Origin of the sequence: Mycolicibacterium diernhoferi, from assembly GCF_019456655.1 — a bacterium.
Lineage (GTDB): Bacteria > Actinomycetota > Actinomycetes > Mycobacteriales > Mycobacteriaceae > Mycobacterium > Mycobacterium diernhoferi.
This window is the reverse complement of sequence record NZ_CP080332.1, coordinates 4777849-4799301: the sequence shown is the minus strand read 5'-3', so window position 1 is coordinate 4799301 and position 21453 is coordinate 4777849. Positions and strand designations below refer to the sequence as shown.

Sequence of the window (21453 nt, the reverse complement as noted above, 5' to 3'; positions counted from 1 at the left end):
AAAGTAGGAACATCATGGCAATGGTCGGTGCAGACGTCGAACAGCTCAATCAGCTGTCGGCTCAGCTCAACAACAAGGCGAACGACATCCAGAATGTGATCTCCCAGCTCACCTCGGCGATCAACTCGGTGGAGTGGAAGGGAAATGACGCCAACCGGTTCCGTTCGGATTGGCAGGGTCAGTATGTGAGCCAGCTCAAGCAGGTCGTCAGCGCCCTGCAGACTGCGTCGCAGAACGCCAAGCGCAACGCCCAGGAGCAGCAGACCGCTTCCGGCTCGTAACGGGCTCAGTGGCAATGGAGGGAGCCGACGTCGTGCAGCTGCGGACGTTGGCCGGGCAGTTGGCCAGGAGTGCAGATCAGCTCGACACCGTGATGAAGAGCCTGCACTCTCTGGTCAACAGCACCACCCAGTGGCGTGGAGCGGATGCGCAGCGATTCCGGTCCCAATGGATCAGTGTCTCCGCGCGCATGCTGCCGCAGATCAGTGCTCCCGCGGAGGAGATCATGAAGTCATTTGAGAGTCCGGCCCGCATTGTCGTCGCCTGATACCTACACGGGGTGGATTGATCCCAATCCGCCGGACACGACGGACCCACGGGCGGATAGAGTGCTCGTCCTGGCCGGTGCGGCGTTGACCTTTGTGGTGCTGTGCGCGTTGATCGGAGTAGTGCTTGCCAAGCGCACAGGCCTGCTCGGGAGTGCTGACCCGGACCGCCCACCTGTGGCTTTGATCGCTGCCAATGACGTCGGCGACGCACCCTTCATGCCTTCGGTGGTGGTTGCTCCCATCGAGATCGCCGGCACTGTGGCATCCGACATGGCTTCGTTCACCGCGCAACTGCCTCGTTCTGCGGGACGCGGCGCGAGACTGGTCGCTGGCACTCAGCGCGGACTGTACGGAAGCGTCGGTGATGCCGCGGTCTGCGACGTCCCTGCCATCGCCAATTTCCTTGATGCTTATCCTGACCGGTCGGCTTCGTGGGCACGCGCGATCGGCATAGAACAGCAGAAGGTTCCGTACTACCTCAATACGTTGACGCCGGTCGTGTTGAATTCGGACACTTGGGTGACACTTTCTCTCTTCAGCGGGGGACATACCGAATCGGTGCAAGCTGTCCTCGAGGCGGGAAACGCACTTCTGGTAGATGAAATCGGAGTGCCGCGCGTACATTGTGCCAGCGGTAATCCGCTGCTCCCTCCGGCGAATATTGACCTGAGTTCGATGGAACCCACCGGGGACAAGTGGCCGCACTTTTCTCCAAACGAGGTGCTGGCTGTTGCGTATACGGGCCCAGGTCCGTCGGCACCGGCAGTGAGCGTATTCGAACTGCGTGATGTGAGGACCGGTGACGTTATCGAACGAATCCCCGGGAGAACCATTGCCATCGGTGAGGACCCAGCAGGCTGGGTTCCGAATTTGGCGGCAATGAACGTTCCACCTTCCCATAAATGAGTAGCTGCTAACCGCGCCGGATATCGGTGAGCTTAGAATTCGACTGGAGGCCTGGAGGAAGACATGGCGTTTTCTGGAGCTGATACCGCACAGTTGCGCGATACGGCTCGTCTGTTCACTCGTGCTGCAGAGCAGCTTCAAAGTTCGATGAACGAGCTCAACGGCCGTATCTCGTCTTCTGGCTATTGGCGTGGAGCTGATTCGGACCGGTTCCGCTCAGAGTGGAGCCAGCAGTTGATCGCGTCATTGAAGGGTGTCATCGCCGGATTGCGTGTAGGCGCCGAAACGTTGATACGAAATGCGCAGGAGCAGAACGATGCGAGCGAAGAAGGCGGTGCGTCTGAGCCTGGTTCTACGGCGTCGCGCAGCGACGTGTGTTACGAGCAATCTCCGCGCGGATTGAACGACATGTGGAACGAAGTCCGGGATATTCCGGGCGAAGGGTCCGGCTATCGGTTGCAGAAGGTTGAAGGTCCAGACGGCGAAGTGCGGTACATCGTCTACATCGCGGGCACGGCTGGTGGGCTGTTTGCGAATCAGTCTGCGTTCAACAATGTCCACGCTGTTGGCGGCAGGCTCGATGAAGCACAGGTCAAAGAGCTCGAGAAGTTGATCCCCGAGGGCGCCGAGGTGATGCTGGTCGGCTACAGCCAAGGGGGGATGGATGCCCAGAACATCGCACAGTCAGGCCGGTTGAACGTGACGCAGGTGGTGACCTTCGGCTCACCGGTTCGCAGTGATCTGGAGGTACCGGCGGTTCACCTGAGAGCGGCGGGCGACGGGGTGCCCGGATCCGCTGCGGGGGTGGTCGGGCCGTACTTCGACTCTGAACTAGCTGCTAAGAAGGACCCGTCTATTTTCCGTGGTGAATCGCCTTCCCACCGCCCAAATGGCTTCAATGGTATCGACGTTCATTCGAACGGCTACGGAGAGCTGGCCAAGAGCTTCGATCGAGAAGCCGACAACGGCATTGGCCGGCAGAAGGCGGCCGTTGCCGGACTTGCGAGGTTCCAAGGCAACGTTCTGTCCGAGAAGGACATCCGCTGAGCGACTACGAGTATTCGGTGGCCGGTATGTTCAAGCGCGCAAAAGGATCTGCGAAACGGTCCAGACCGCCGAACGTTGACGTCCCGCTCAACAACGCCCACACGATGAACGACGCCAGTGCCACCACCACGACCACGATGACGGCGAGCGCGGTCAGATACGTCCGATGACTTACGCCGAGTATGGTGTCCTGCCGAGGTTGCGGCGGATTGGCAGGGTGCCGGGCGGTCGGTGACATCGCCGGGTGGGTGACCTGATTCGGTGCGGTGATGGGTTGCGGCCCGGTGCCCGCCCTCGACCATGCCTGCCGTTGTCGACGAGCGGCACGTTCGTCGTCGATGGTGCACCACGGGCACACCGTGCATCCCTGCGGGATCTGGTGGATTTTGCGCCCGCACATGGACAACCGCATACGGGTGAGAGCCGACCGCCACTCTGTGGCGCTCGGGCGTGCCGCCGGATCCGAGGCGCCGTGGGTGAAGGCCCGCACGAACAGCTGCTGGATCTCGCTCGGCAGGAACGTTTGTGGTGGGGCAACCGGATGCGTGCGCAGACGTGAGTTCGGGCCGCCGGCCCAATCACCCGAGCGCGCGAGTTTCAGCGCGTCGGGCTGGGCTCCCTCTCCGACCCATTGTCCGCGGAGGAACGGATGGTTGCCCGCCATCAGCAGTTGGTGGATGTGGACCGCAAGCGCGAACAGATCCGACGGTTTCTCCCGGGGTTGCTCACGCAGGTTCATCCCGGCAAGCTCGGGCGCGGTGAACTCCGGACGGCCTACCGGACAGAGGAATTGACGACCGTTACGGTCGATGAACTGCATCGAATCACAATCGACCAACGTCACCCGGGTGGTGTCGGCCACCAGGATGTTGCGCTCCTGAAAGTCGCCGATCACCGCCTCGACGCGGTGCACCGATTCGACAGCGAGACAGAGGTTGGCGGCAACATTCACCAAGTGGCCCCAGGTCGCGTGCCGAGTCCACTGCGGAGCCGACGGCATCGGATCCGTGCGATTCGAGGGGTTGCTCATGGTGTGGAGTTCCACGGAGGTGGTGGTGTCGATGCGGGACATGACGAAACCCACCGGGCCGGAGTCGTCGAGCAGGACCTCCCGCGGCCAGGTGAGCACGATGAATCCATCGGGCTGGGCGGCGCCGGGCGGCGGCGAGTCGACCATGGCCGCCACCTTGGCCAGTTTGTCGGTGAGGCCGTTGAGACCGGGATGAAAAACCTTGGCGGCCAGATCGGGTCGGTCTGCGACGCTGTAGACGGTGCCTTCGCCGGTAGCTCCGGCCAGCGGCGCGCCGAGGCGAAGCGTGGCACCCGACGACAGTCGCAACAGACCGTCAGACATGGCCGCCGACCTGCGGGTGTCGGGCTCGGACGGTGGCGGGCGGAGGCGAACCGACAATGGTGGTCCGGACCGGACGGGCGGATGGATGGAAGTCGTCGTCTTCCCAGCGCAATGCGGAGAGCACCATGGTCTTGTCGTCGCCTGTCTGGTCGTCGGTGATGCCTCGCAACAACGCCGCGAAGTGCGCCGAACTGGTGCCGGCACGCACATGCTCCCAGGACCCGCGGAAGAACGGTTCGTAAGCGCCACCGGTGGTGATATCGGTGATCTTGTAGCTCATCCCGTCGGTGCTGAGAGCGAATGCGCTGACCCCGGGCTGAGTCTCGGATCGGAATGAGACATCAAAGGCCCGGTCCGATTGCAGGAACCAGGTCGTATTCGCGTACTCGTCCTTGGTTTCGATCAGCCTGGTGGAAATTCCGCTCTCTGTCTCCACTGCGATCACACCGTCGCCGATCTGTCCGAGCACGGCGCCTCGCCGGTCGGCCACCACCACGCTCAACGTGGTGGCCAGCATGGGCAGCTCGAGCTGCATGGCGTCGGCGCGTCGGCGCACGTGCTGCAGCGCCCGCTCGAAGAGCCATCGCATCTGGGCGCGGTGGCCGCCCGGGTCGGTCGCGAAATCTCGTCTGAACTGGCTGTGCAATGCATTTCGGACCACGCTCTGACAGGCCGTATACGAACCCCACGCCGAGGTACCGCTGACCGAGCCGGCGCCGTCCGCGACCGCGGCCACCACGAGCCCTCCTGCCACGCCGTACCCGTAGGCGTCGTCACAGTCCAACCCGCGGCGCCGATGCATGTCGCCGGTGACCGATGCCCCGCACACGGCCCATTCCCAGCTGCCAGGACGGTCTTTGTCGGCACGGGCGCTCATACGGTGGCCCAGCCGGCAATGGAGGGCAGCTGGATGTGATCACCCATGCTGTTGAGTGCCTCGTCGGTGAGAGCGTGTTCGGAGGAGTTCGAGACGTTCACCAGAGAAGCCGACAACCATTCGAACAGCGCTTCGAATTTGAGACCGTCGAGTGGGGCGGGGCTGCGCTGGGTGGAGAGCCGGCTCAGTTGTGGGTAGTTGACCCGGGGCCCGGCGCCGACCGCGAATACTGTCACGCCGCGCGCTGATTCGACGGCATTGATCCGCTCGACGGCGGCATCGAAGCCGTCGATATTGGCCTTACCGTCGGTGATGACGAGAACCCACGGCCGGTAGTACTGCAGACCGGCGGCCTTGTAGGCACTCTTTCGATCTTCGATGATGTCCAACGCGAGATGAATTCCCGCCGCGAGGTTGGTGGTACCGCCGACCGGGAAGCGGGTCGGTCGGAGATTGCGGGCCTCCTGCATGGGGACCTGCACGGTTGCGACCGTCCCGAACGTCACTACGGCCACCTCGACTCGTTTACTGGCCAAGGACTCGTTCTGGAGGTACTGGGTGAACCTGGCGAACCCGCGCTCCAGAGCGGCCATCGGTTCACCGTCCATCGACCCGGACACGTCGATGAGTGCGACGCAGGCAACTCTCGGATCGGGATTGGTGTCGTTGAGTTCGACGGCCCATCCCCGTTCGGTCACCGGCGAACCTCTTTCATTGTTGAAGGAATCGACTGCGAGATCTTCTCATCGGAGGACTCGTCACAGCTACTGAACCCGAAACCTCGGTCGGGTGCGGCGGCGACGGTGTAGGCCGAACGTATGAAGTTCGGCGGCGAAATGGCATTCAGTGCAGGTGCCCGGTCGGAGGACGGCCCGTTGGGGTGCCGCGGCCGGTGCGTCCATGTCAGAATCGCATTCTTTAACCAGCGGAAAAGGCTGGGCGGCAGCCTGCGGCCGTTCGCGAGGAGCATCCGCAGAACAGGCAACGCGATAACGGATGCGTGCTTCGTCGGTCGACCATCCGACTTTTTCTGTTCGCCCGCCCCACAGTCTCCATGTTGGTGTTAACTGTCCACAGCAAACGGGCGCTGGCACCGTTGGTGATCGATCTTCAAAGGACGACCAGTGAGTGATGTGCAAGCCGCCGAGCAGGCTGGGTCGAAGGCCGGGTCCGCTCGGAATCTCGGTAGCGATGTGACTGCTGCGCTGCTGCTCGTCGCAGCCCTGCTGTTGCCGTGGAACCTGACGTTCGGTGTCGGTGTGCCCGGCAGCAGTGCCTGGTTGTTCGCTCTGCTCATCGTGGTGACAGTCATGTCGTTGGTATCCCTGGTGATCGGAGCCGGACGCGGTACCCGTTCCGTGTCGCCTGCGACCGCCGATCCGAGTCGGCTCCGGCTCATCCTGGGGGTGCCTTATCTGCTGCTGGTCGTCGGCTTCGTCGGGTACGCGCTGATCGAGGCGGTACGCGTCGGAGGCACCGGCAACGTTCCGCCCGGTATCGGCCCTGGTGTGCTTGCGGGGTTGGTGGGCGCGCTGCTGGCGGCACTGCCGGGGCGGGGCACTGCGGGTCCGCCGCGGCGCGCCATAACCGCGATCGGCATCGCCGCCGCCGTCCTCACGACCCTCGCGGTGGCGGCGAACCTGTATTGGCGCACTCGGTTCCCGTTGGAGGCGCTCACCTCCGGGACATACAGCGGGCAGAACATCGCAGTGATCGCGACGACGGTGGTCTACGCCGCGGTGGCGTGGCTGGCCGTTCTCGTCGCGTTGCGGTGGTCGCTGGCCGCCAACACGTCGGCGCTACTCGCGATCATCGGGTTGGGCGCGGCAACGGTGCTCGGCGCCACCGTGGTGTGGCTGCTCGATGTCGGCCGCGATATCGACGCGTTCCACGGGATCGCACAGACGACCTCGACGGCTGCCGTCGGGTTCGAGGGTTACCTGGCTTGGGCCGCCATCGCCGCCCTGGCCGCGTCCTGCCTGATCCGGACAACCTCAACCGTCTCACCGACCGTCGGTGACTGGCAGGCCGCGATTCGAAAGTGTCTTGCGCTCATCGCTTTCTGGTGCATCGGATCGGCGGTGCTTCGGATTCTCGATCTGGTTGTCGCGGCGAGCCTGGACATGCCGTACTCCACGTACGACAGCATTGCCTTGATGGCCTTCGACATCGTCGCTGCCGCCGCCGCACTGTGGATCCGATTCAATGTCGCAGGTGAAGCGTTGCACCCCGTGGTGCTCGCGGCCGGCACTGCAGTTCTGACGGTGTTGGTGATCTGCCGTGTGGTGGTGGGAGTGGGGCTGGCCCCCCGCATCATGTACACGACGGAACCCGAGGGGCTTCGGGATGCGGTGTTCGGCAACATGCTCGCGCAACAGATCACCAGCACCTTCGATGTGGTGCTGTGTTGGCTCGCCTTGGGTGTGGCCGCGGTCGCGGTGATGTTCGCGGGTAAGGCCAGGCAGCCCCGGAAGAAACTCGGAACCATGCCGGTCTTTGCCACAGCGTCCGGTGAATTGCGTGCTGCCGCGTCTCCGGCGGCTCCGCCTCCGCCCGTCCCCGTGGTGGACGCGGGTCCAGCCGACTCGGGATACCGTCCGTCACCACCTACAGTCGCGGTGCCGACCGTTCCGGCACCCGCGGTCGCTTCCGCACCGAAGATCGCCCGGGCCTCGGATTCCGGGACGCAGAAGATGCGGACCGGTACCGACAAGATGCCGAGGATAAATCGGGTGCTGGAGGAATCCACGCAGCGATTCGGTGCCGGCACAACATATACCGGCAGCGGACCGTCCCATCGTGGCCCTGAGCGCTGACCGCTGGCCGGCCGAGGATGTCGGCGACTTCTGCTACGCCCAGCGAAAGGTCCGAAACGATGAGTGAGCCATACGGTGCATCCGGGGAGCCGGTCCTTCCGCCGAGTAGGTTCGGCGCGGGCTTCACCGTCGGAGATGGTGTGAGTGACCCCGCGCCGGCCTACGATTACCCGACGACATACCCGGCCCCCGCTGCCGAGCCGCCGGCACCGGGTGTCGGACCGGTTCATTACCCTCCGCCGATACCCCAGTACCAGGCGGTGGCCGTACCCGTCGCTTATCCGCCCGGCGTGGGGACGAACGCGATGTCGATCGCCGCACTGGTGTGCTCGCTGGTACTGGCCCCGCTGGGCATCGTGTTCGGTCACATCGCGCTCTCACAGATCAAACGAAGCGGGGAAGACGGCAGAGGGCTGGCCATCGCTGGGCTGGTCATCGGATACATCTTCACGGCCGTCGCCCTGTTGTGGATCATCGTGACGGTCGTGTTCATCGGCGCGGTCGCTTCGACGATCAACGAGTCGACCTATGACGGTTACTCCACGTACTCCATGAAGATGACAGGACCGACGGACGCCGCGCTTCCCTGAGGACTGTCCTACGAACGAGGGATGGCGAGGCAGCCTCGCCCGTGTGAAGATGCATGGTCGTCAGGCGCTGAGCGCATGTAACACCTTGACAGGTGAGGAGATTGCCGGTGCTGCGGCTCGACAATGGTGCGGTCATCGAACTGGGGTCGGTGGTGGCGCGGGCCGGCGAGGGCACCATCTACGACGTGATCGGTCATCCCGAGTGGGTGGCCAAGATCTTCCACCCCGATCTGAAGGACCTTGCCGCCAAACGCGCCAAGGTCGCGGCGATGGTCGAGTCGGTGCCCGACGGGGTACACCAGGCCGATGGATTCGTGGTGCTGACCTGGCCGCTGCATCTCGTCTCGGGTGACGACGGCACCGTCGGTTATGTGATGCCGCGACTGGACATTTCGAATGCCGTCGAGATCCACACCATCAGCAATCCCTCCAATCGTGCCAACCCGCTTCCGGCGGCGCCGCAGTGGACCCCGCATGTCGCGTGGCACCACCTGGTCAACATCGCTGCGAACTTGTGTCTCGCCGTGGAGACGGTGCACCGGGTGGACGCGGTGATCGGTGATTTCCAGGAGCGGAACATTCTCGTCAACGACACCACCCGGGTGTCGCTGGTCGACTGCGACTCGATGCAGTTCACGGATCGGAACGGACAGCAGTACCTGTGCGGGGTCGGCCGAGCCGAGTTCACCGCCCCTGAGCTCGCGGGCGTCGATCTGTCCCGCACGGCACGCGATAAGCCCTCCGACCTCTTTGCGCTCGCCGTCCACGTCCATCTGTTGCTGATGGCGGGCAACCACCCATTCCTGCGCGGTGAATGGACCGGCCCCGGTGAACAGCCGGATGCATTGAGCCTGGCCAGAACCGGGCAATGGGCGGGCGGGCCGCAGTCAAATCTGCGTACCCACGCGCTGGCGCCACCCGTGGACTTCTTGCCGCCGGCAATCCAGCAACTCTTCACCCGTGCGTTCACCGACGGCGTTCGCGACCCGTCGGTCAGGCCCTCGGCGGCCGCATGGCGCGAGCAGTTGCAAAGAATCCAGGTAGGCACCTGTGCGCGTGGGCATCAGATTCCGGTAGAGGCCGACCCCTGTCCCTGGTGCGCCATCGATGACGCCCGGGCAGTGCGGAAGTCGGCGCATCCCCAGCCCGCGGTGCCCCAGCGGGCGATGCCGGTCGTCCCCAAACAGCCGGCAGTCGCACCATACGGCCGCCCGCTGCCTGCCGCTCCCGTGCCGTCCCGTACCAGGCGGAATGTGCTGATCGGTGTCGGTGCGGCGGTTGCGCTGGTCGCGAGCATCGTGACGGTGACGATCGCGCTGAGTGATTCGGGCGACGACAGAAGCACCGCGACCGGGAGCAGTGCCGCTACGACGAGAAACGCGGCGGGCAACTCCGGGGCGACGGCCACTGTGCAGAGCTGTGATGTCCCGAGCAGTTTCGGGTCAGCGACGGTGTCACTGACTCAGGAGGGGCTCGCGGTCGATGTTCCGATACAAACGGATTGTGATGCAGCGGTCTCGCTTTCGGGTGCTGGCGTTCAGGTAGCGGTGTTCGACGGAGCGCGCGATGTGGCAGCAGGGGTGTTCAATCTCGATATGCGCCCGGTGGTGGTATCCGGACAAACCACGCAGCGATTCGTGTTCCCGGCCGGGATGTACTGGCGAACACCGGAAATGGTGTCCTCGACCCTGACCGCGGAGATCACCGGGGCCGAGCAGGACGTGACGAGCAGGTCGACGACAGGATCGGGTGCGGTGGCCGCGGACCGGCCGCTGCCGCCGGCCCATGGAACGTTCGACAGCGTTGCGGCAGCGGCTTTGTCGGAACTGTCCGGAGCGGACTATCCGGCTGTGCGGGACGGTCTGGCCAACCGATGGGTGCCGCAGATCAGTTCGAAGCAGATCGGGCTGGTGACCGACGGGATCACCTACGCGGATCCGGACATCCTGCGCAACCATCTGAGCCTGCGTCAACGCTATGAGGCGGTTCGGTTGGTGTGGTCCGGGCACTGGACCACTTTCAACGCGCCGAATTGGTGGGTGACCGTGGTGGGGTCGCCTTCGGGGGACCCGGCCGTCGCCAACGGCTGGTGCGATGCCCACAACATCGACTCGTGGAACTGCATCGCGAAATATATAAGCGACACAGCTGGCCCGGACGGGACGACCGTGATCCGACGGTGAGAGCCCGGATTCAGCCGGTACAGGCCAGCCCGGGATCCTTCGTCACTGCCATCTGCCGCACCGCGTCGTCCACCCGCGTTGTGGACAACTCGCCTCCGCGGACCGCCTGCTCCAATCGATCGAGCACAGCGGGGACCTCGTCGGTGGTGATCCACAAGGCGGTGTCGGCCCCGGCCTGGAGTGCTTTGAGTACCGCGTCGGGCACGTTGTACCGCAGGGTGATGGCGCCCATGCTGGACAGGTCATCGGTGAATATCGGTCCGTCGAACGGCGGACCACCATACCCCCCCTGCCGCAGCAGGTCGTAGGCTGCGGCGGACAGACTGGCCGGGTCGGTTCCGGTCAGACCGGGAACTTCCATGTGGCCGAGCATGACTCCCACCGGTCGTTCGGTCGTCAACGTCCGGTACGGAATGACGTCGACCCCCATCAGTTCGTCGATAGCTGGGGTGGTCACGCCGTTCTGGTGAGAATCGCCGGAGGCCCGACCGTGGCCCGGGAAATGCTTGAGGACCGGCAGCAGCCCGGCGTCACGCAACCCGTGTGCGTAGGCGCCGGCGTATGCGGTGACCGTGGTCGGATCGTCGGCGAACGACCGGTCACCGATGACGGTGTCGTCGGGCGCACCGGTGACATCGACGACGGGTGCGAAGTCGATGGTGATCCCGTAGTCGCGCATCTTGCGTCCGCGTTCGTAGGCGATGTCGTAAACCTGTTGGGTCGACATGCCGTCGGCCACCAGTTGACGGGGCGAGGCCTGGGCGCCGATCAAGGACTTGAGGCGTTGGACACGACCGCCCTCCTCATCCACGCTGACCGCCAGCGGGATCGGCCGGGGACCCTGCTGCAAGGCGAGCAGGTCTCCGCTGGTGAGCAGATCCAGGTCTGTCCAACTCGCGATGAAGATGCCGCCGACGTGTTGGTCCTCGACCACGGCGCGCGCATCGACGGCATCGGTGACGCCGACCATCAGCGTCTGTGCCAACTTCTGCCGCAGGCTGAGCCCCGCAAGCGCGGTATCGAGCTGCTGGCAAGCGGACACCTGGGCCGCCGGCGCTGGGTCACCGCCGGGGCCGGCGGCCACGGGAGTGCGCGCGGGTTGTGCGGGCTCCGGGCCCTCAGACGGCCACACGGCAATTGCTGTGCCCACCACTGCTGCGGCTACCACCACGACCGCCGCCGCCGCGACTGCACGTCGTCCCAGTCGGGCAGGAGGTTTCGCGGCAGCAGCGGTACGCGGAGCCTTGGGTGCCGTCACCGGTCGAGCGCGGGACGGCGTGACGAGAGCTTCGACGAATTCTTGGCACGACCGGAACCGGTCACCCGGATCGAGCGCGAAAGCCCTGGCGAACACCCGGTCAAGCCCGTCCGGTGCGGTGCCCACCTGTTTCAACGTCTGCGCGTCGAAACGGGCGGTGCCGTCCGGCGTGCTCGGTCGAGCAGGTCCGTCGAAAGGCGCTCGACCGGTGAGGAGATGGAACATGGTGGCGGCCAGGGCGAACTGATCGCTGCGGTCAGTTGCGAGGTTGCCGTCGGCCAACGTCTCAGGCGCCGCATAGGACGCATTCGGCGGCGCGCCGGTGGCGTAACGCTGCCCGAAGTCGGTGATCACGATTCGGTAGTTCTTCGAGAACGGATCGGCGAGCAGGATCGCGGCGGGGGTGATGTCGCCGTGTAGGACCTGATGGCCGGACGCCTCGTCCACGGCCCGCGCGATGTGATCCGCGATCAGGCAGAGACTCTGATGCGGCATGCCTCCGGAGAAGCGTTGCTGGAGAAGGGCTTCGGAATCCATTCCGGAGATGAACTCCGTCGCCACCCACTGTCGCTGCGGAGTCACTTCGAATCGAAGTATTCGCGCGATTCCCGGGATGTCTGCGCGCATCAAGATCTTGTTGGTTCGGCGGAATTGACTCTCGCGCCGCGGACCTGAACCCTGGGGCGTGATGAGCACCGTCAGATGCGTCGTTGCTCCGGTCTCCGAATCGATGCACCGGTACCGGCTGCAGGTCGGGGTAGAGCCGAGGAATTCGGTGATCGTGAAGCCGGCGTACCGATCCCCGCTTGTCAACGGCATCGGGACTGTCCGCGCGCGATAGGGAGGTGTGATGTCACAGCGCCAAGCGTGCAGCGGTGCCACTGAATCCTCAATGCGGTTCCCTTCGATCGCCGGCCCATAGGCTACGCGGACAGTGCATGCTGGCATGTCACGTGTCGGGTAGCCATCGGCTGTTCGGACGACACCGGCCTTGCCTGGGCGGGGGGGCGAACAGGACTGTCGGACAAACATACGATGCGTCAGCGTTTGCTCGGATCATAGGGTCGAATCATGTTTCGAACCGAACGATCGTTGGTCTGCCGAGACAGCAGACGCTTCCAGATACATACTCGTGGTGTTGGGGGTCACGGCCGCGGCTGTGTCCTCCGAACGGTGGACAGCTTGACCAATGTGGTGCATGACAAAATTCAGGTTTGCTAAACACCGGGTAAATGGCGCCAGCGTCAGGAACTCTGAGTACTTTCTGGAGGGATTGGATTGAGTCAGTCCGACTGGGCCGTTGAGCTCAATGACGAGAACCCGGATCCGCGGGTGTCGTGCGTTGTGCTTGCTGACGTGTCGGGGTCGATGCAGGGTGCGCCCATCGCCGCGCTGGAGCGCGGCTTCGCATCGTTCACCCATTACCTGAACAACGATGTGCTGGCGAGCAAGCGCGTGGAAGTCGCGGTGGTCACGTTCGGAACCGTTGCGACAGTTCTGGTGCCGATGCAGGAAGCCCGGGGATTGCAGCCCACGCGCTTCACTGCCTCCGGCCGGACGAACATGGCCGCGGGCATTCATCTCGCGCTCGACATCATCGAAGACCGAAAGGCAGCCTACAAGGCGGCCGGACTGCAGTACTACCGGCCGTGGATCTTGCTGCTGACGGACGGCCAGGCAAACCATGAGGGCTTCGATGCGGCGGTCGCGCGCCTCAACGCCACCGAGGCAGCCCGCGGGGTGACCATCTTCGCGGTGGGTGCGGGCCCGCACGTCGACTGGCAACAGCTGAGCAGACTTTCGATCCAGCGCGGCCCGGCACCGCTGGACGGGCTGAAGTACGAAGAACTCTTCGAGTGGCTGTCCGCATCGCTGAGTAACGTCTCCAATTCGACCGAGTTCGCCCGCACCGACGAAGCTCTCGCCGGAATGGGGCAACAGATCTCACTACCGCCGCTGAGCGGGTGGGCCAGCGTGTGACGGTGCCCCACAACGATTCTGGTCGCAGTGGGACCTGGGAATGGGCCGCTTGCGGTGCCTCTGTGACCGGGAGCCAGCACATCAGTCGGGGCCTCGGTTGTGATGATGCCTTCGCCTATGGCCACGTCGGTGACTTCATCGTCGCGGCTGTCGCCGATGGCGCCGGGTCGGTGTCCGGGACGTCGGCCTGGGGTTCGTACACGGCCTGCCAGGCGGTCGTCGATCTGACCATGCAGGCCGCCTTCATCTCGGGATTCCGGACGGCCAGGCCCTCCGATTCAGACGAGATGATGCGGTGGTTGTTCACCCGAGCGCGTGAGCGATTGGTCAAACAAGCAGAATCCATGGGGCTGCAGATCGGCCTGTTGGCGACCACGTTGTCCGTGGCGATCGCTGATCGGGACCTGTTGGTGATGGGGCAGATCGGTGACGGGATCATCGCGACCGAGAGCGATACCGGAATCGCGACGCACCTCATCGAGGAAAAGGACGAGTATGCCAACACCACGTGGTTCATCCACAGTGACGAGGCATTCGAGAAGTCGTTCCGTACCTCAGCGCGGCGCGGTGCGACGGCATTCTCCTTGAGTACCGACGGAATGGCGTACAAGATAACCGATATCGGCACCGGGGAGCCCTTCGAGCCGTTCTTCAAAGGTTCCTGGGAGCGAGTACGGTCGGGGGCCGGCGCGTCGGACTTCGCCGCATTGTTGCGAGGCATCGAGGACGATCAGACCGGGGACGACAAGACCATGGTGCTCGCTGCCATGCGCTGGACCGAGGATGACTTCTTCCCGTCGGCACGTCCGATCGTCCGTACGATCGTGAGCTCTCCACCACCGCCGCCCTTGCCTCCGCCGCCACCGTCGAAGCGGTCTGAGGCCGAGGAGTCGGGCGATCCGGCGGATGCACCGACCGATCGCACCGTGCTGCCGGTCGAACCGGCGCCGACGCCGCCACCGAGCACCGAGTCGGTGCCGGTCGACGATCAGCCCTCTGCCGCACCCGAGAAGCGGAGGCACCGGTGGCGCAAGCGTCACGCGGATGCTGTTGCCGCGCCACCCGGTTCGAAGTAGGGCAGGACATGCGACTTATCAGATCTGACGGGTCTCCGGTGCAACTCGGAGCAGTCCTTGCCAGTGCCGGCGAAGGTGCGATACACGAAGTTCTCGGCCACCCCGAGTCGGTCGCGAAGGTGTTCCACGCAGACCTCAAGGACCTGTCCGGGAAGCTGGCCAAGGTGCAGGCGATGATTGCGTCTCCTCCCGACGGTGCTGTCCAGTCGGATGGATTCGTGGTGCTCACCTGGCCGACGGATCTGCTCAGCGACGGAAGCCGGGCTGTCGGCTATCTCATGCCCCGGATAGATACCTCGGACGCGGTCGAGATCCACACCGTCAGTAACCCGTCCAATCGGGCGAATCCGTTGCCGACAGCACCGGCCTGGACTCCGAACGTGACGTGGTCGCACCTGGTCAATGTCGCGGCGAACCTATGTCTCGCAGTGGATATCGTGCATCGGGTCAATGCCGTGATCGGGGATTTCCAGGAACGCAACATCCTGGTGAACGACACCACCAGGGTCACTCTCGTCGACTGCGACTCGATGCAGTTCATCGACAGTACGGGGCGACAGTATCTGTGTGGCGTCGCTCGCCCCGAGTTCACCGCACCAGAGCTGGCCGGGATGGACCTCGCACGCACCGCGCGCGGCAAGCCCTCCGATCTGTTCGCCTTGGCGGTGCACATCCACCTACTGCTGATGGCCGGGAACCACCCGTTTCTCCGCGGCGAGTGGACCGGGCCGGGTGAGCAACCAGATGCGTTGACGCTGGCGGCATCCGGACAATGGGCGGGAGGGCCGGGATCGGCCCTGCGCACGCACCCGCTGGCCCCGCCCGCCAGTTTCTTACCCCATGCGGTGCAACAGTTGTGCACGCGTGCCTTCACCGACGGTGCTCATGACCCGACCGCCCGGCCGACGGCGGCCGAGTGGCGCGAGACGCTGCTGGGAATGCAGTTGGGCACATGCGCACGCGGGCACCAGATGCCGGTCGAGGCCGATCCCTGCCCGTGGTGCCACATCGACGACCAGCGCCTGGCACGGCGCAGCGCGCGCGCGTCCTACTCCGGAAGATCGACCGATCAGGTTGTCTACCAGGTGAGTACCCCGATGCCGGCTTACTCGAGTTCGGCCCAGCCGGTGCTGTCCTACCCGGCGGTGCCGCCGACAGCCCCCGCACCGACCGGGAACCGCAACCTGTTCATCGTCCTCGGCGTGGCAGCTGCGGCAGTCCTCGCACTGGTGCTCGTCTTCTTGATCCCCTCCAATCAGAAGTCGGACCAGGAGACCATGACGGCGACGTCGCGTGGACTCGACGACAGCTACACGACATCCACCGCCAGATCAACGGTCACATCGACTACACGATCCACCGTCCGGTCGACCGTGGCGGCGCCTCCGCCGCGCGTGCCCGCCGCGCCGCCACCGAACGCCAAGCCCTGCGGCGGCCCGGTGCCCGGGATCTACAGCCACTCCGCGGCAGGATCGGACCTCACCTCCTGCCCGTTCGCGATGAGTGTGCGTGACGCGGTGAACGCCACCGGTCACCCGGATCCCCGGATGGTCAATGCGTACAGTCCGGTCACGAATAAGTGGTATGCGGTGACCTGTGTCGTCGAAGCGGTGTTGACCTGCCGGGGCGGCAACAATGCGGTTGTCTATGTGTACTGAAAGCCCGACGTGGCACATGCTGATCAGTGCCGGCCGACTCGCCGTGCGAGGTTGAGACGATGTCCGATGACGACAACGAACCGGCCTGGGGGGACAACCTTCCCGGGTCTTCCCCGTCTGGCTCCGCGCCGCGGCCGATGCCGAACCAGCGTTCGATGCCGGTCGTCGGGGGATTCGGGGCGCCGCCTCGACCCCGGACGCCGGCGCCGGGACCCAAGGCGTTCCCGACGGTGCCTCCGACCCCGACGCCTCCTCCGGTGAGCCCGCCCGCTGTTCCGCCGGTGACCTACCCGATGGTGCCGACGCCTCGAGTCCCGGGTGTGCCGCCAGCGACCGGATATCCGCCCCCGGCACCGCGAGAGTCGTTTGTCCACCAACTGATGCAACGCGGTGTCAGAGGAGAACTTCTCCGCCAGCCGTGGTTCCACGACATGCGGCAGCGGAACCCCGAACCATTCGTCTATGTCACCTATGCCGTCGGTGTCGTTGTCGGCCTGGTGCTGTTGGTGATTCCGTCGAGTTTCGTTGTGACGGTCCTGAGCACGTCGCTCTGGGTCGGTATCGGCTACCTGTACTTTGCGCTCGGTACGAAGTTCGCGCATCAGTTCCTGCTGTTCGGTGTATGCCTGGTCGGCGGGTTAGTCATGGCAGCACGTGCACTCTCGGCAATGGTGGGATTGTCCGTGAGCAGCGGCCGCTACTACGGATTCCGGTACGAATCAGTCGTCGAATTGATGTTCGTGCTGTTGATCAATCTGGCCGGTGTGGCTGCGTTCGCGTATATCGGTGTGCAGGTGTTCCGTGGTATCCAACGGATGTCCCAACCATGAAGCCGGTCGTGCTGCACAGTTCTGGGAAGTGGGGGACACCATGAACGACAATGAGGGCGGCCCCGGACCCGTGTTGCCGCCGAGTCGATTCGGTGCGGGGTTCAGCGTGGGCGGGCCCGAAGCTCAGCCCGGTTACCCACCTGTGGCCCAACCCGGTTATCCACCTGCGGCGTTCTCGGCTCCGGAGCCACCACCGCCGGGGCAGTCGTACCAGGCTCCGGTTGCCGGCGTTCCTGTGCAGTACCCGGTGGTGATGCCGGTCGGGTACATTCCGGCGCAGAAGACGAATGGACTGGCCATCGCGGCTCTGGTGTGCCCGTTGGTGTTCTGTGTGTTGTTTCCGTTGGGAATCATCTTCGGGCACATCGCGCTGTCGCAGATTTCTCGTACCGGCGAGGACGGACGTGGGTTGGCCATCGCCGGACTGGTGATCAGCTATGTCATCGCAGCCGTCGTACTGGTCGTCTTCGTGTCACCGTATTTTCTTATCTCGCTGGGTATTTAGGGTTGCTTGCGGTCCACCAGGTACTGCCACCCGGTGAGTCCGCACACTGCGACCAACGCGACGACGGCGATCACCAGGCCTGCGCCGATCTGAGCATCCATCGAGGGCGGCTGATTGAGGGATGTGAGGCCATTGCCGTCATCGAGTTCCAATGCCAGCGGTCCGGTGATGGAGTGCCGGGTTTGTGGACGCAATGCGGTCGTCGATACGACGACGATGGCACACAAGGAGAATGCCGACACCGCGGCCCACATCGTGGACGCGCCGCGTCGGAGTGACTGTGCGACCACCGTTGCAATGGTGACCGCAAAGACGACCGGTATCAAACCAGCTGCCGGAGCCGCGGCAAGGATCCAGTCGTAAAAGCCGAACTTCACAGTGGCCAGCCCGCTGATCGTCTCGACGGTGAAGTTGCCATCATCGTCGATATCCAACTGGCTTCTTTCGAAGCCGAAATCCCTCGGGGCCAGGTTGAGTGACCACATCGGAAAGAGCGTGCCGATGAGACCGATGACGGAGATCGCACCGACCAGCCACGGGAGGTGACGTATCACGTCTGGCCGCGTGGACGGCGGTTGTCCCAGGGGGATGCCTGGATAAGGGCCGCTCACCACCGTGTGGTACCGCTCGGATACGGTGGCGCGTAGGGATTCTGTGGCGGCGGGGGCCCACCCGGAGGGGACGATTGTGCGGACCCTGACCGTCGGAGCAACATCACCACTGCGGCGGCCCATGCGATCACTCCGAAGAGCGCGGCGATGATCAGGCCGGCGCCAGGTGAGATCGAAACCACGGAGTCGATCAGTTGGCTGAGGGTTTGCGCGCCGATCTCTTTGCTGAGTTCGGCGGCCATCGCACCGCTGAGATCGACTGACGGAAGGGGGTTGCTGATGGCCAACACTATGGACAGAAGTGCCGCCGAACCGGCGAATACCGCCGGTAGCCCGGAAACTTTGGTGCCACCCGCGAGTATGACCGGAGCCGCGGTGAATGCGGCGAGCAGCATCAGCACCGGTATCGCCGTCGCGACGATCGGCGCCGGGAATGGGACGACATCAAAGAAACCCATTCCCACTTCGACGGTCCCAGCCGGTGCGTCGTTGTTGCGCACTGCGGCCGCGGAAGGGGTAACGGTGACGTTGTACAACGAAAACAGCGATCCGATCAGAATGACGGCTGTCGAAATGACGACAACGATGGCCGCCACCTTGGTCTGATCGAGTGCGCCGAAGTTGATCCGTGGTTGGGCAGGCGCACCATACTGCGACCAACTGGCGGCGCCGGGCTGAGGTGCTGTCCCAGGGACATGTTGATGCGGGCCCGGTTGTTGGCCCTGAGGTTGCCATGGCTGCTGTGGGTACGACACGAACTACCTTCCTCGAGTGTTCGCGGAACTGGACGACTGGTGGCCACGACGCCACGGTGTTCTGCTGCGGGTCCCTACGCCGGGGTATCGATTTTTCGGCACCACAGCTTGGTTGACCCGCTGCAGAGCAGTACCAGCGCGATGATGGCAACCACGGCCGGAAGCCCGGTGTTCAGAAGGACTTTCCCGGCAAACTCATTCCCGATGTGCCATCCGAGATTCTCGAACGTATAGAGCGCCCAGAAGGCGTTGGCGGCGATGACGAGCACGCTGCCGCCGATCGCCAGGACGCGGCCTGCCGAGACTCGGGCGATCAGCAGGATGCCGCCAACAAGTAGCAGGGCCACCAAGATGAACTGCGCGACGATCGAGGCGACCGAACCGTAGGCCCAGGCAGTGGCAGAACTCGATAGACCGATTCGGGACAGGTCATCGAGCGCGCTGAACACGTACTTCAGGCTGTCCCAGTTGCGGATCGTATCGATCGCGTACCACACCGCCCCGATGAGGCTGAGGACCGCCGCCGCGATGGCAATGCCGCCCGACGTGCCAACGGCTATCGGAACCACTGGGGCATCCGGCCGATGGGGATACGACGGGGCGCTGGAGTATTGAGGCGCCAAGACGATATCGGGCGTCGGCGTGGGATACAGGTTCGGTGCGGCGGGTGGCTGATGGACCGGAGCCGAGTAGGGCGGTGCGGGTGGGGGATAGGAATGCTGCTGCGGTGCGACCGGAGGGGACGGGGCCGTCGGCGACAGTGCGTGGGACTGCCCGCTATCACCGTAGGTGGTGCCCGCACCGAATTTGCTCGGCGGCAGCTGACCGGCCATGGTTCCCCTTCATCGTGCGCCGCCCGCAGATGCCTATATGCAGGCGCTGAGGTGCGTAAACGTATCACAGGCCGGTTCGTCCCGCGCCTGCTTGCCGGCGATGTCAGCCGAACGTACGACGCACCGTCAGTTAGTCTCGAGAAGCCGGGAATCCGCTTTGCGGCAACGGTATTGGTTGTCCGTGCGCAGTGCGGAGCGGCGCTGTCGGGCATGCAGCGGCGAGCCCGTGTCATAAGTTTGCCCCATCGTGTGCCGATGCCCGTATGGTGACCGCCATGGATTCGTCTCAGCGTCCCGGACGGAATGCGAAACACTTCAGTCGCAGGAGCGCGCTCGGACTCGCAGGCGCAGCCGGACTCGGGGCTCTCGCCAGCGCGTGCGCCGCGGGTGAGAGTGTCAGTGCGCAGACAGAGTCGACGACGGTCATAGCAGAGCCGGCTCCGCAACCGGTCTCGCCGATCGAGGTCGTGCAACCTTCGAGGGCGCTTCCGGTCACGATGCTGTCCCGCGAGTCCTGGGGCGCGCTGCCGCCGACCGGGGAAGGCCGACGGCACGACATCACCCGGATGACCATCCATCACACCGCGGTGACGCTGGGGGACAATCGCAGTGCCCCGGCACGCCTACGTCAGCATCAGGCGTACCACCAGAATTCGCATGGCTGGATCGACATTGCCTACCACGTGAGTGTCGATCGCAACGGGAACATCTACCAACTGCGGTCGTACGACATCGCCGGCGACACAGCGACGAACTACGACCCGAGCGGGCATTTCCTGGTCCTGTGTGAGGGAAACTTCGATGAGGAAGTCATCACTCGTGCCCAATTGCAGGGCGCAGCAAAAGTATTCGCCTGGGCAGTAGGTGAGTTCGGGATCTCTCCCGATACATTGGGTGGCCACCGGGATGCCCCTGCCGACACATCATGCCCCGGTGGAGACCTCTACGGATATGTTACTTCGGGCCAGCTCACCGATATGGTCAAGGATCTGATCGCTCTGGGTGGCGTCGATCTGCAGACCGTTGGCGGCGCCGAGGCTCTTGACAAGATCGCCGCGATCGAAGCCGGCAGGCAGTAGCCGGTCAGAACGCGGTGACTTCGGTGTTGTCGGCACTTACGGACATCGCGCGGCCCGTGGTGTCATTGGTGAACACGGTGGCGGTGTCTGTCGAGTGGATGGTCCATCCGCCGGCGGAATAGGCGCGACCGGAGGCCAGTTGGTGGTCGTCGGCCTCGATGATGAGGCTTCCGTGTGCCTCGCCTCCGTCGAACCACGTGAATTGGCCGGTGGCATCGACTATCGCGACGTTGGCGTGCGGTAGTCCAGGCACGAGTGATGGCGCTTGCGGGAAACCGCCCAGGTCTGGGGCATCGGTCTGGCAGTCGACCTCGCCGGTCTCGTGGGTGCCGGGTCCGCCGATGAGGCAGCGTGTCTTACCGGAGACGGTGGTGACCACGATTCCTGACTCGTGGTAGTTCGAATCGAGTATCGAGACCGGCTCTGCCGCAGATGAAGTCGACGATAGAGGCGCCACGCGGCGCCCGACCGTAGGGTTGTTACAACCGACGGCGGCCAGGACGCCGATCGTCAGGACCGCGGATAGCCGGTCGATCATCGACGCGGA

21 protein-coding genes and 1 pseudogene are annotated in these 21453 nt (G+C 64.4%); 13 read left to right on the top strand and 9 right to left on the bottom strand.

Annotation, left to right across the window (positions count from 1 at the left end):
• The first annotated feature begins 14 nt into the window (after window positions 1–14).
• The 4 genes from K0O62_RS22670 (at window position 15) to K0O62_RS22655 (ending at window position 2501) form a co-directional block, all read left to right on the top strand.
• Window positions 15–281: a WXG100 family type VII secretion target gene (locus K0O62_RS22670; protein WP_073857990.1), complete on the top strand. Its 267-nt coding sequence runs from the start codon at window positions 15–17 to the stop codon at window positions 279–281.
• Window positions 282–295: 14 nt separating this feature from the next.
• Window positions 296–547 carry a hypothetical protein gene (locus tag K0O62_RS22665; RefSeq protein ID WP_073857989.1) on the top strand — a complete coding sequence of 84 codons (252 nt, stop codon included), beginning with the start codon at window positions 296–298 and terminating at the stop codon, window positions 545–547.
• A 61-nt stretch (window positions 548–608) separates the two neighbouring features.
• Complete coding sequence (locus K0O62_RS22660) at window positions 609–1454, top strand: DUF6777 domain-containing protein (protein WP_131817427.1); 846 nt, start codon at window positions 609–611, stop codon at window positions 1452–1454.
• Between the two features lie 63 nt (window positions 1455–1517).
• Window positions 1518–2501, top strand: a complete 984-nt coding sequence (locus K0O62_RS22655; protein WP_131817426.1) for a WXG100 family type VII secretion target — start codon at window positions 1518–1520, stop codon at window positions 2499–2501.
• Window positions 2502–2505: 4 nt separating this feature from the next.
• Here the strand turns inward: K0O62_RS22655 and K0O62_RS22650 are convergent, their stop codons facing one another.
• Genes K0O62_RS22650 through K0O62_RS22640 form a run of 3 tightly spaced genes read right to left on the bottom strand, consistent with a single transcriptional unit; the run spans window position 2506 to window position 5430 of the window.
• On the bottom strand, window positions 2506–3855 hold the full coding sequence (locus K0O62_RS22650) for a hypothetical protein (RefSeq protein ID WP_073857987.1): 1350 nt from the start codon (window positions 3853–3855) through the stop codon (window positions 2506–2508).
• Window positions 3848–4732 (bottom strand): PP2C family serine/threonine-protein phosphatase, encoded by an 885-nt coding sequence (locus tag K0O62_RS22645; protein ID WP_079244090.1) that lies wholly within the window; start codon window positions 4730–4732, stop codon window positions 3848–3850. The genes K0O62_RS22650 and K0O62_RS22645 overlap by 8 nt, the downstream gene beginning before the upstream one ends.
• Window positions 4729–5430 carry a vWA domain-containing protein gene (locus tag K0O62_RS22640; RefSeq protein WP_073857985.1) on the bottom strand — a complete coding sequence of 234 codons (702 nt, stop codon included), beginning with the start codon at window positions 5428–5430 and terminating at the stop codon, window positions 4729–4731. The genes K0O62_RS22645 and K0O62_RS22640 overlap by 4 nt, the downstream gene beginning before the upstream one ends.
• Window positions 5431–5856: 426 nt before the next feature.
• On the opposite strand from K0O62_RS22640, the gene K0O62_RS22635 reads away from it, so the two are divergent.
• The 3 genes from K0O62_RS22635 (at window position 5857) to K0O62_RS28775 (ending at window position 10321) form a co-directional block, all read left to right on the top strand.
• Window positions 5857–7548 (top strand): DUF7937 domain-containing protein, encoded by a 1692-nt coding sequence (locus K0O62_RS22635; protein ID WP_073857984.1) that lies wholly within the window; start codon window positions 5857–5859, stop codon window positions 7546–7548.
• A gap of 59 nt (window positions 7549–7607) precedes the next feature.
• Window positions 7608–8138 (top strand): DUF4190 domain-containing protein, encoded by a 531-nt coding sequence (locus K0O62_RS28780; protein WP_245006544.1) that lies wholly within the window; start codon window positions 7608–7610, stop codon window positions 8136–8138.
• 107 nt (window positions 8139–8245) lie between these two features.
• On the top strand, window positions 8246–10321 hold the full coding sequence (locus tag K0O62_RS28775) for a hypothetical protein (RefSeq protein WP_073857982.1): 2076 nt from the start codon (window positions 8246–8248) through the stop codon (window positions 10319–10321).
• Window positions 10322–10331: 10 nt separating this feature from the next.
• On the opposite strand, the gene K0O62_RS28770 is transcribed toward K0O62_RS28775, so the two are convergent.
• Both K0O62_RS28770 and K0O62_RS28765 read right to left on the bottom strand, forming a co-directional pair.
• Window positions 10332–11525, bottom strand: coding sequence for a glycoside hydrolase family 3 N-terminal domain-containing protein (locus K0O62_RS28770; protein ID WP_073858080.1), 1194 nt, complete (start codon window positions 11523–11525; stop codon window positions 10332–10334).
• Between the two features lie 123 nt (window positions 11526–11648).
• Window positions 11649–12398, bottom strand: a pseudogene (locus K0O62_RS28765) (protein kinase domain-containing protein); the annotation flags it as partial.
• Between the two features lie 459 nt (window positions 12399–12857).
• Between K0O62_RS28765 and K0O62_RS22615 the strand changes: the two are divergent.
• The 5 genes from K0O62_RS22615 to K0O62_RS22595 all read left to right on the top strand — a co-directional run bounded on the left by K0O62_RS22615 (window position 12858) and on the right by K0O62_RS22595 (window position 17628).
• A complete protein-coding gene (locus tag K0O62_RS22615; RefSeq protein WP_234800197.1) occupies window positions 12858–13559 on the top strand; it encodes a vWA domain-containing protein in 702 nt (233 codons plus the stop codon).
• Window positions 13560–13621: 62 nt separating this feature from the next.
• Window positions 13622–14635 (top strand): PP2C family serine/threonine-protein phosphatase, encoded by a 1014-nt coding sequence (locus tag K0O62_RS22610; protein ID WP_073857981.1) that lies wholly within the window; start codon window positions 13622–13624, stop codon window positions 14633–14635.
• Between the two features lie 38 nt (window positions 14636–14673).
• The gene (locus tag K0O62_RS22605) at window positions 14674–16293 is read left to right on the top strand and encodes a hypothetical protein (RefSeq protein ID WP_234800196.1); all 1620 of its coding nucleotides are present in this window, start codon (window positions 14674–14676) and stop codon (window positions 16291–16293) included.
• A 380-nt stretch (window positions 16294–16673) separates the two neighbouring features.
• Window positions 16674–17123: a hypothetical protein gene (locus K0O62_RS22600; protein ID WP_073857979.1), complete on the top strand. Its 450-nt coding sequence runs from the start codon at window positions 16674–16676 to the stop codon at window positions 17121–17123.
• 253 nt (window positions 17124–17376) lie between these two features.
• Window positions 17377–17628, top strand: coding sequence for a DUF4190 domain-containing protein (locus tag K0O62_RS22595; protein ID WP_097933614.1), 252 nt, complete (start codon window positions 17377–17379; stop codon window positions 17626–17628).
• On the opposite strand, the gene K0O62_RS22590 is transcribed toward K0O62_RS22595, so the two are convergent.
• The 3 genes from K0O62_RS22590 to K0O62_RS22580 all read right to left on the bottom strand — a co-directional run bounded on the left by K0O62_RS22590 (window position 17625) and on the right by K0O62_RS22580 (window position 19827).
• Window positions 17625–18113 (bottom strand): hypothetical protein, encoded by a 489-nt coding sequence (locus K0O62_RS22590; RefSeq protein WP_131817425.1) that lies wholly within the window; start codon window positions 18111–18113, stop codon window positions 17625–17627. The genes K0O62_RS22595 and K0O62_RS22590 overlap by 4 nt on opposite strands.
• A 122-nt stretch (window positions 18114–18235) precedes the next feature.
• Entirely contained in the window at window positions 18236–18835 is a 600-nt protein-coding gene (locus tag K0O62_RS22585) for a hypothetical protein (protein WP_073857976.1), read from the bottom strand.
• Window positions 18836–19068: 233 nt separating this feature from the next.
• Entirely contained in the window at window positions 19069–19827 is a 759-nt protein-coding gene (locus K0O62_RS22580) for a hypothetical protein (RefSeq protein ID WP_131817424.1), read from the bottom strand.
• 275 nt (window positions 19828–20102) lie between these two features.
• Between K0O62_RS22580 and K0O62_RS28760 the strand changes: the two genes are divergently transcribed.
• Window positions 20103–20906: a peptidoglycan recognition protein family protein gene (locus tag K0O62_RS28760; protein ID WP_234800195.1), complete on the top strand. Its 804-nt coding sequence runs from the start codon at window positions 20103–20105 to the stop codon at window positions 20904–20906.
• A gap of 4 nt (window positions 20907–20910) precedes the next feature.
• On the opposite strand, the gene K0O62_RS22570 is transcribed toward K0O62_RS28760, so the two are convergent.
• The gene (locus K0O62_RS22570; RefSeq protein ID WP_079244095.1) at window positions 20911–21444 is read right to left on the bottom strand and encodes a hypothetical protein; all 534 of its coding nucleotides are present in this window, start codon (window positions 21442–21444) and stop codon (window positions 20911–20913) included.
• Window positions 21445–21453: the final 9 nt, after the last annotated feature.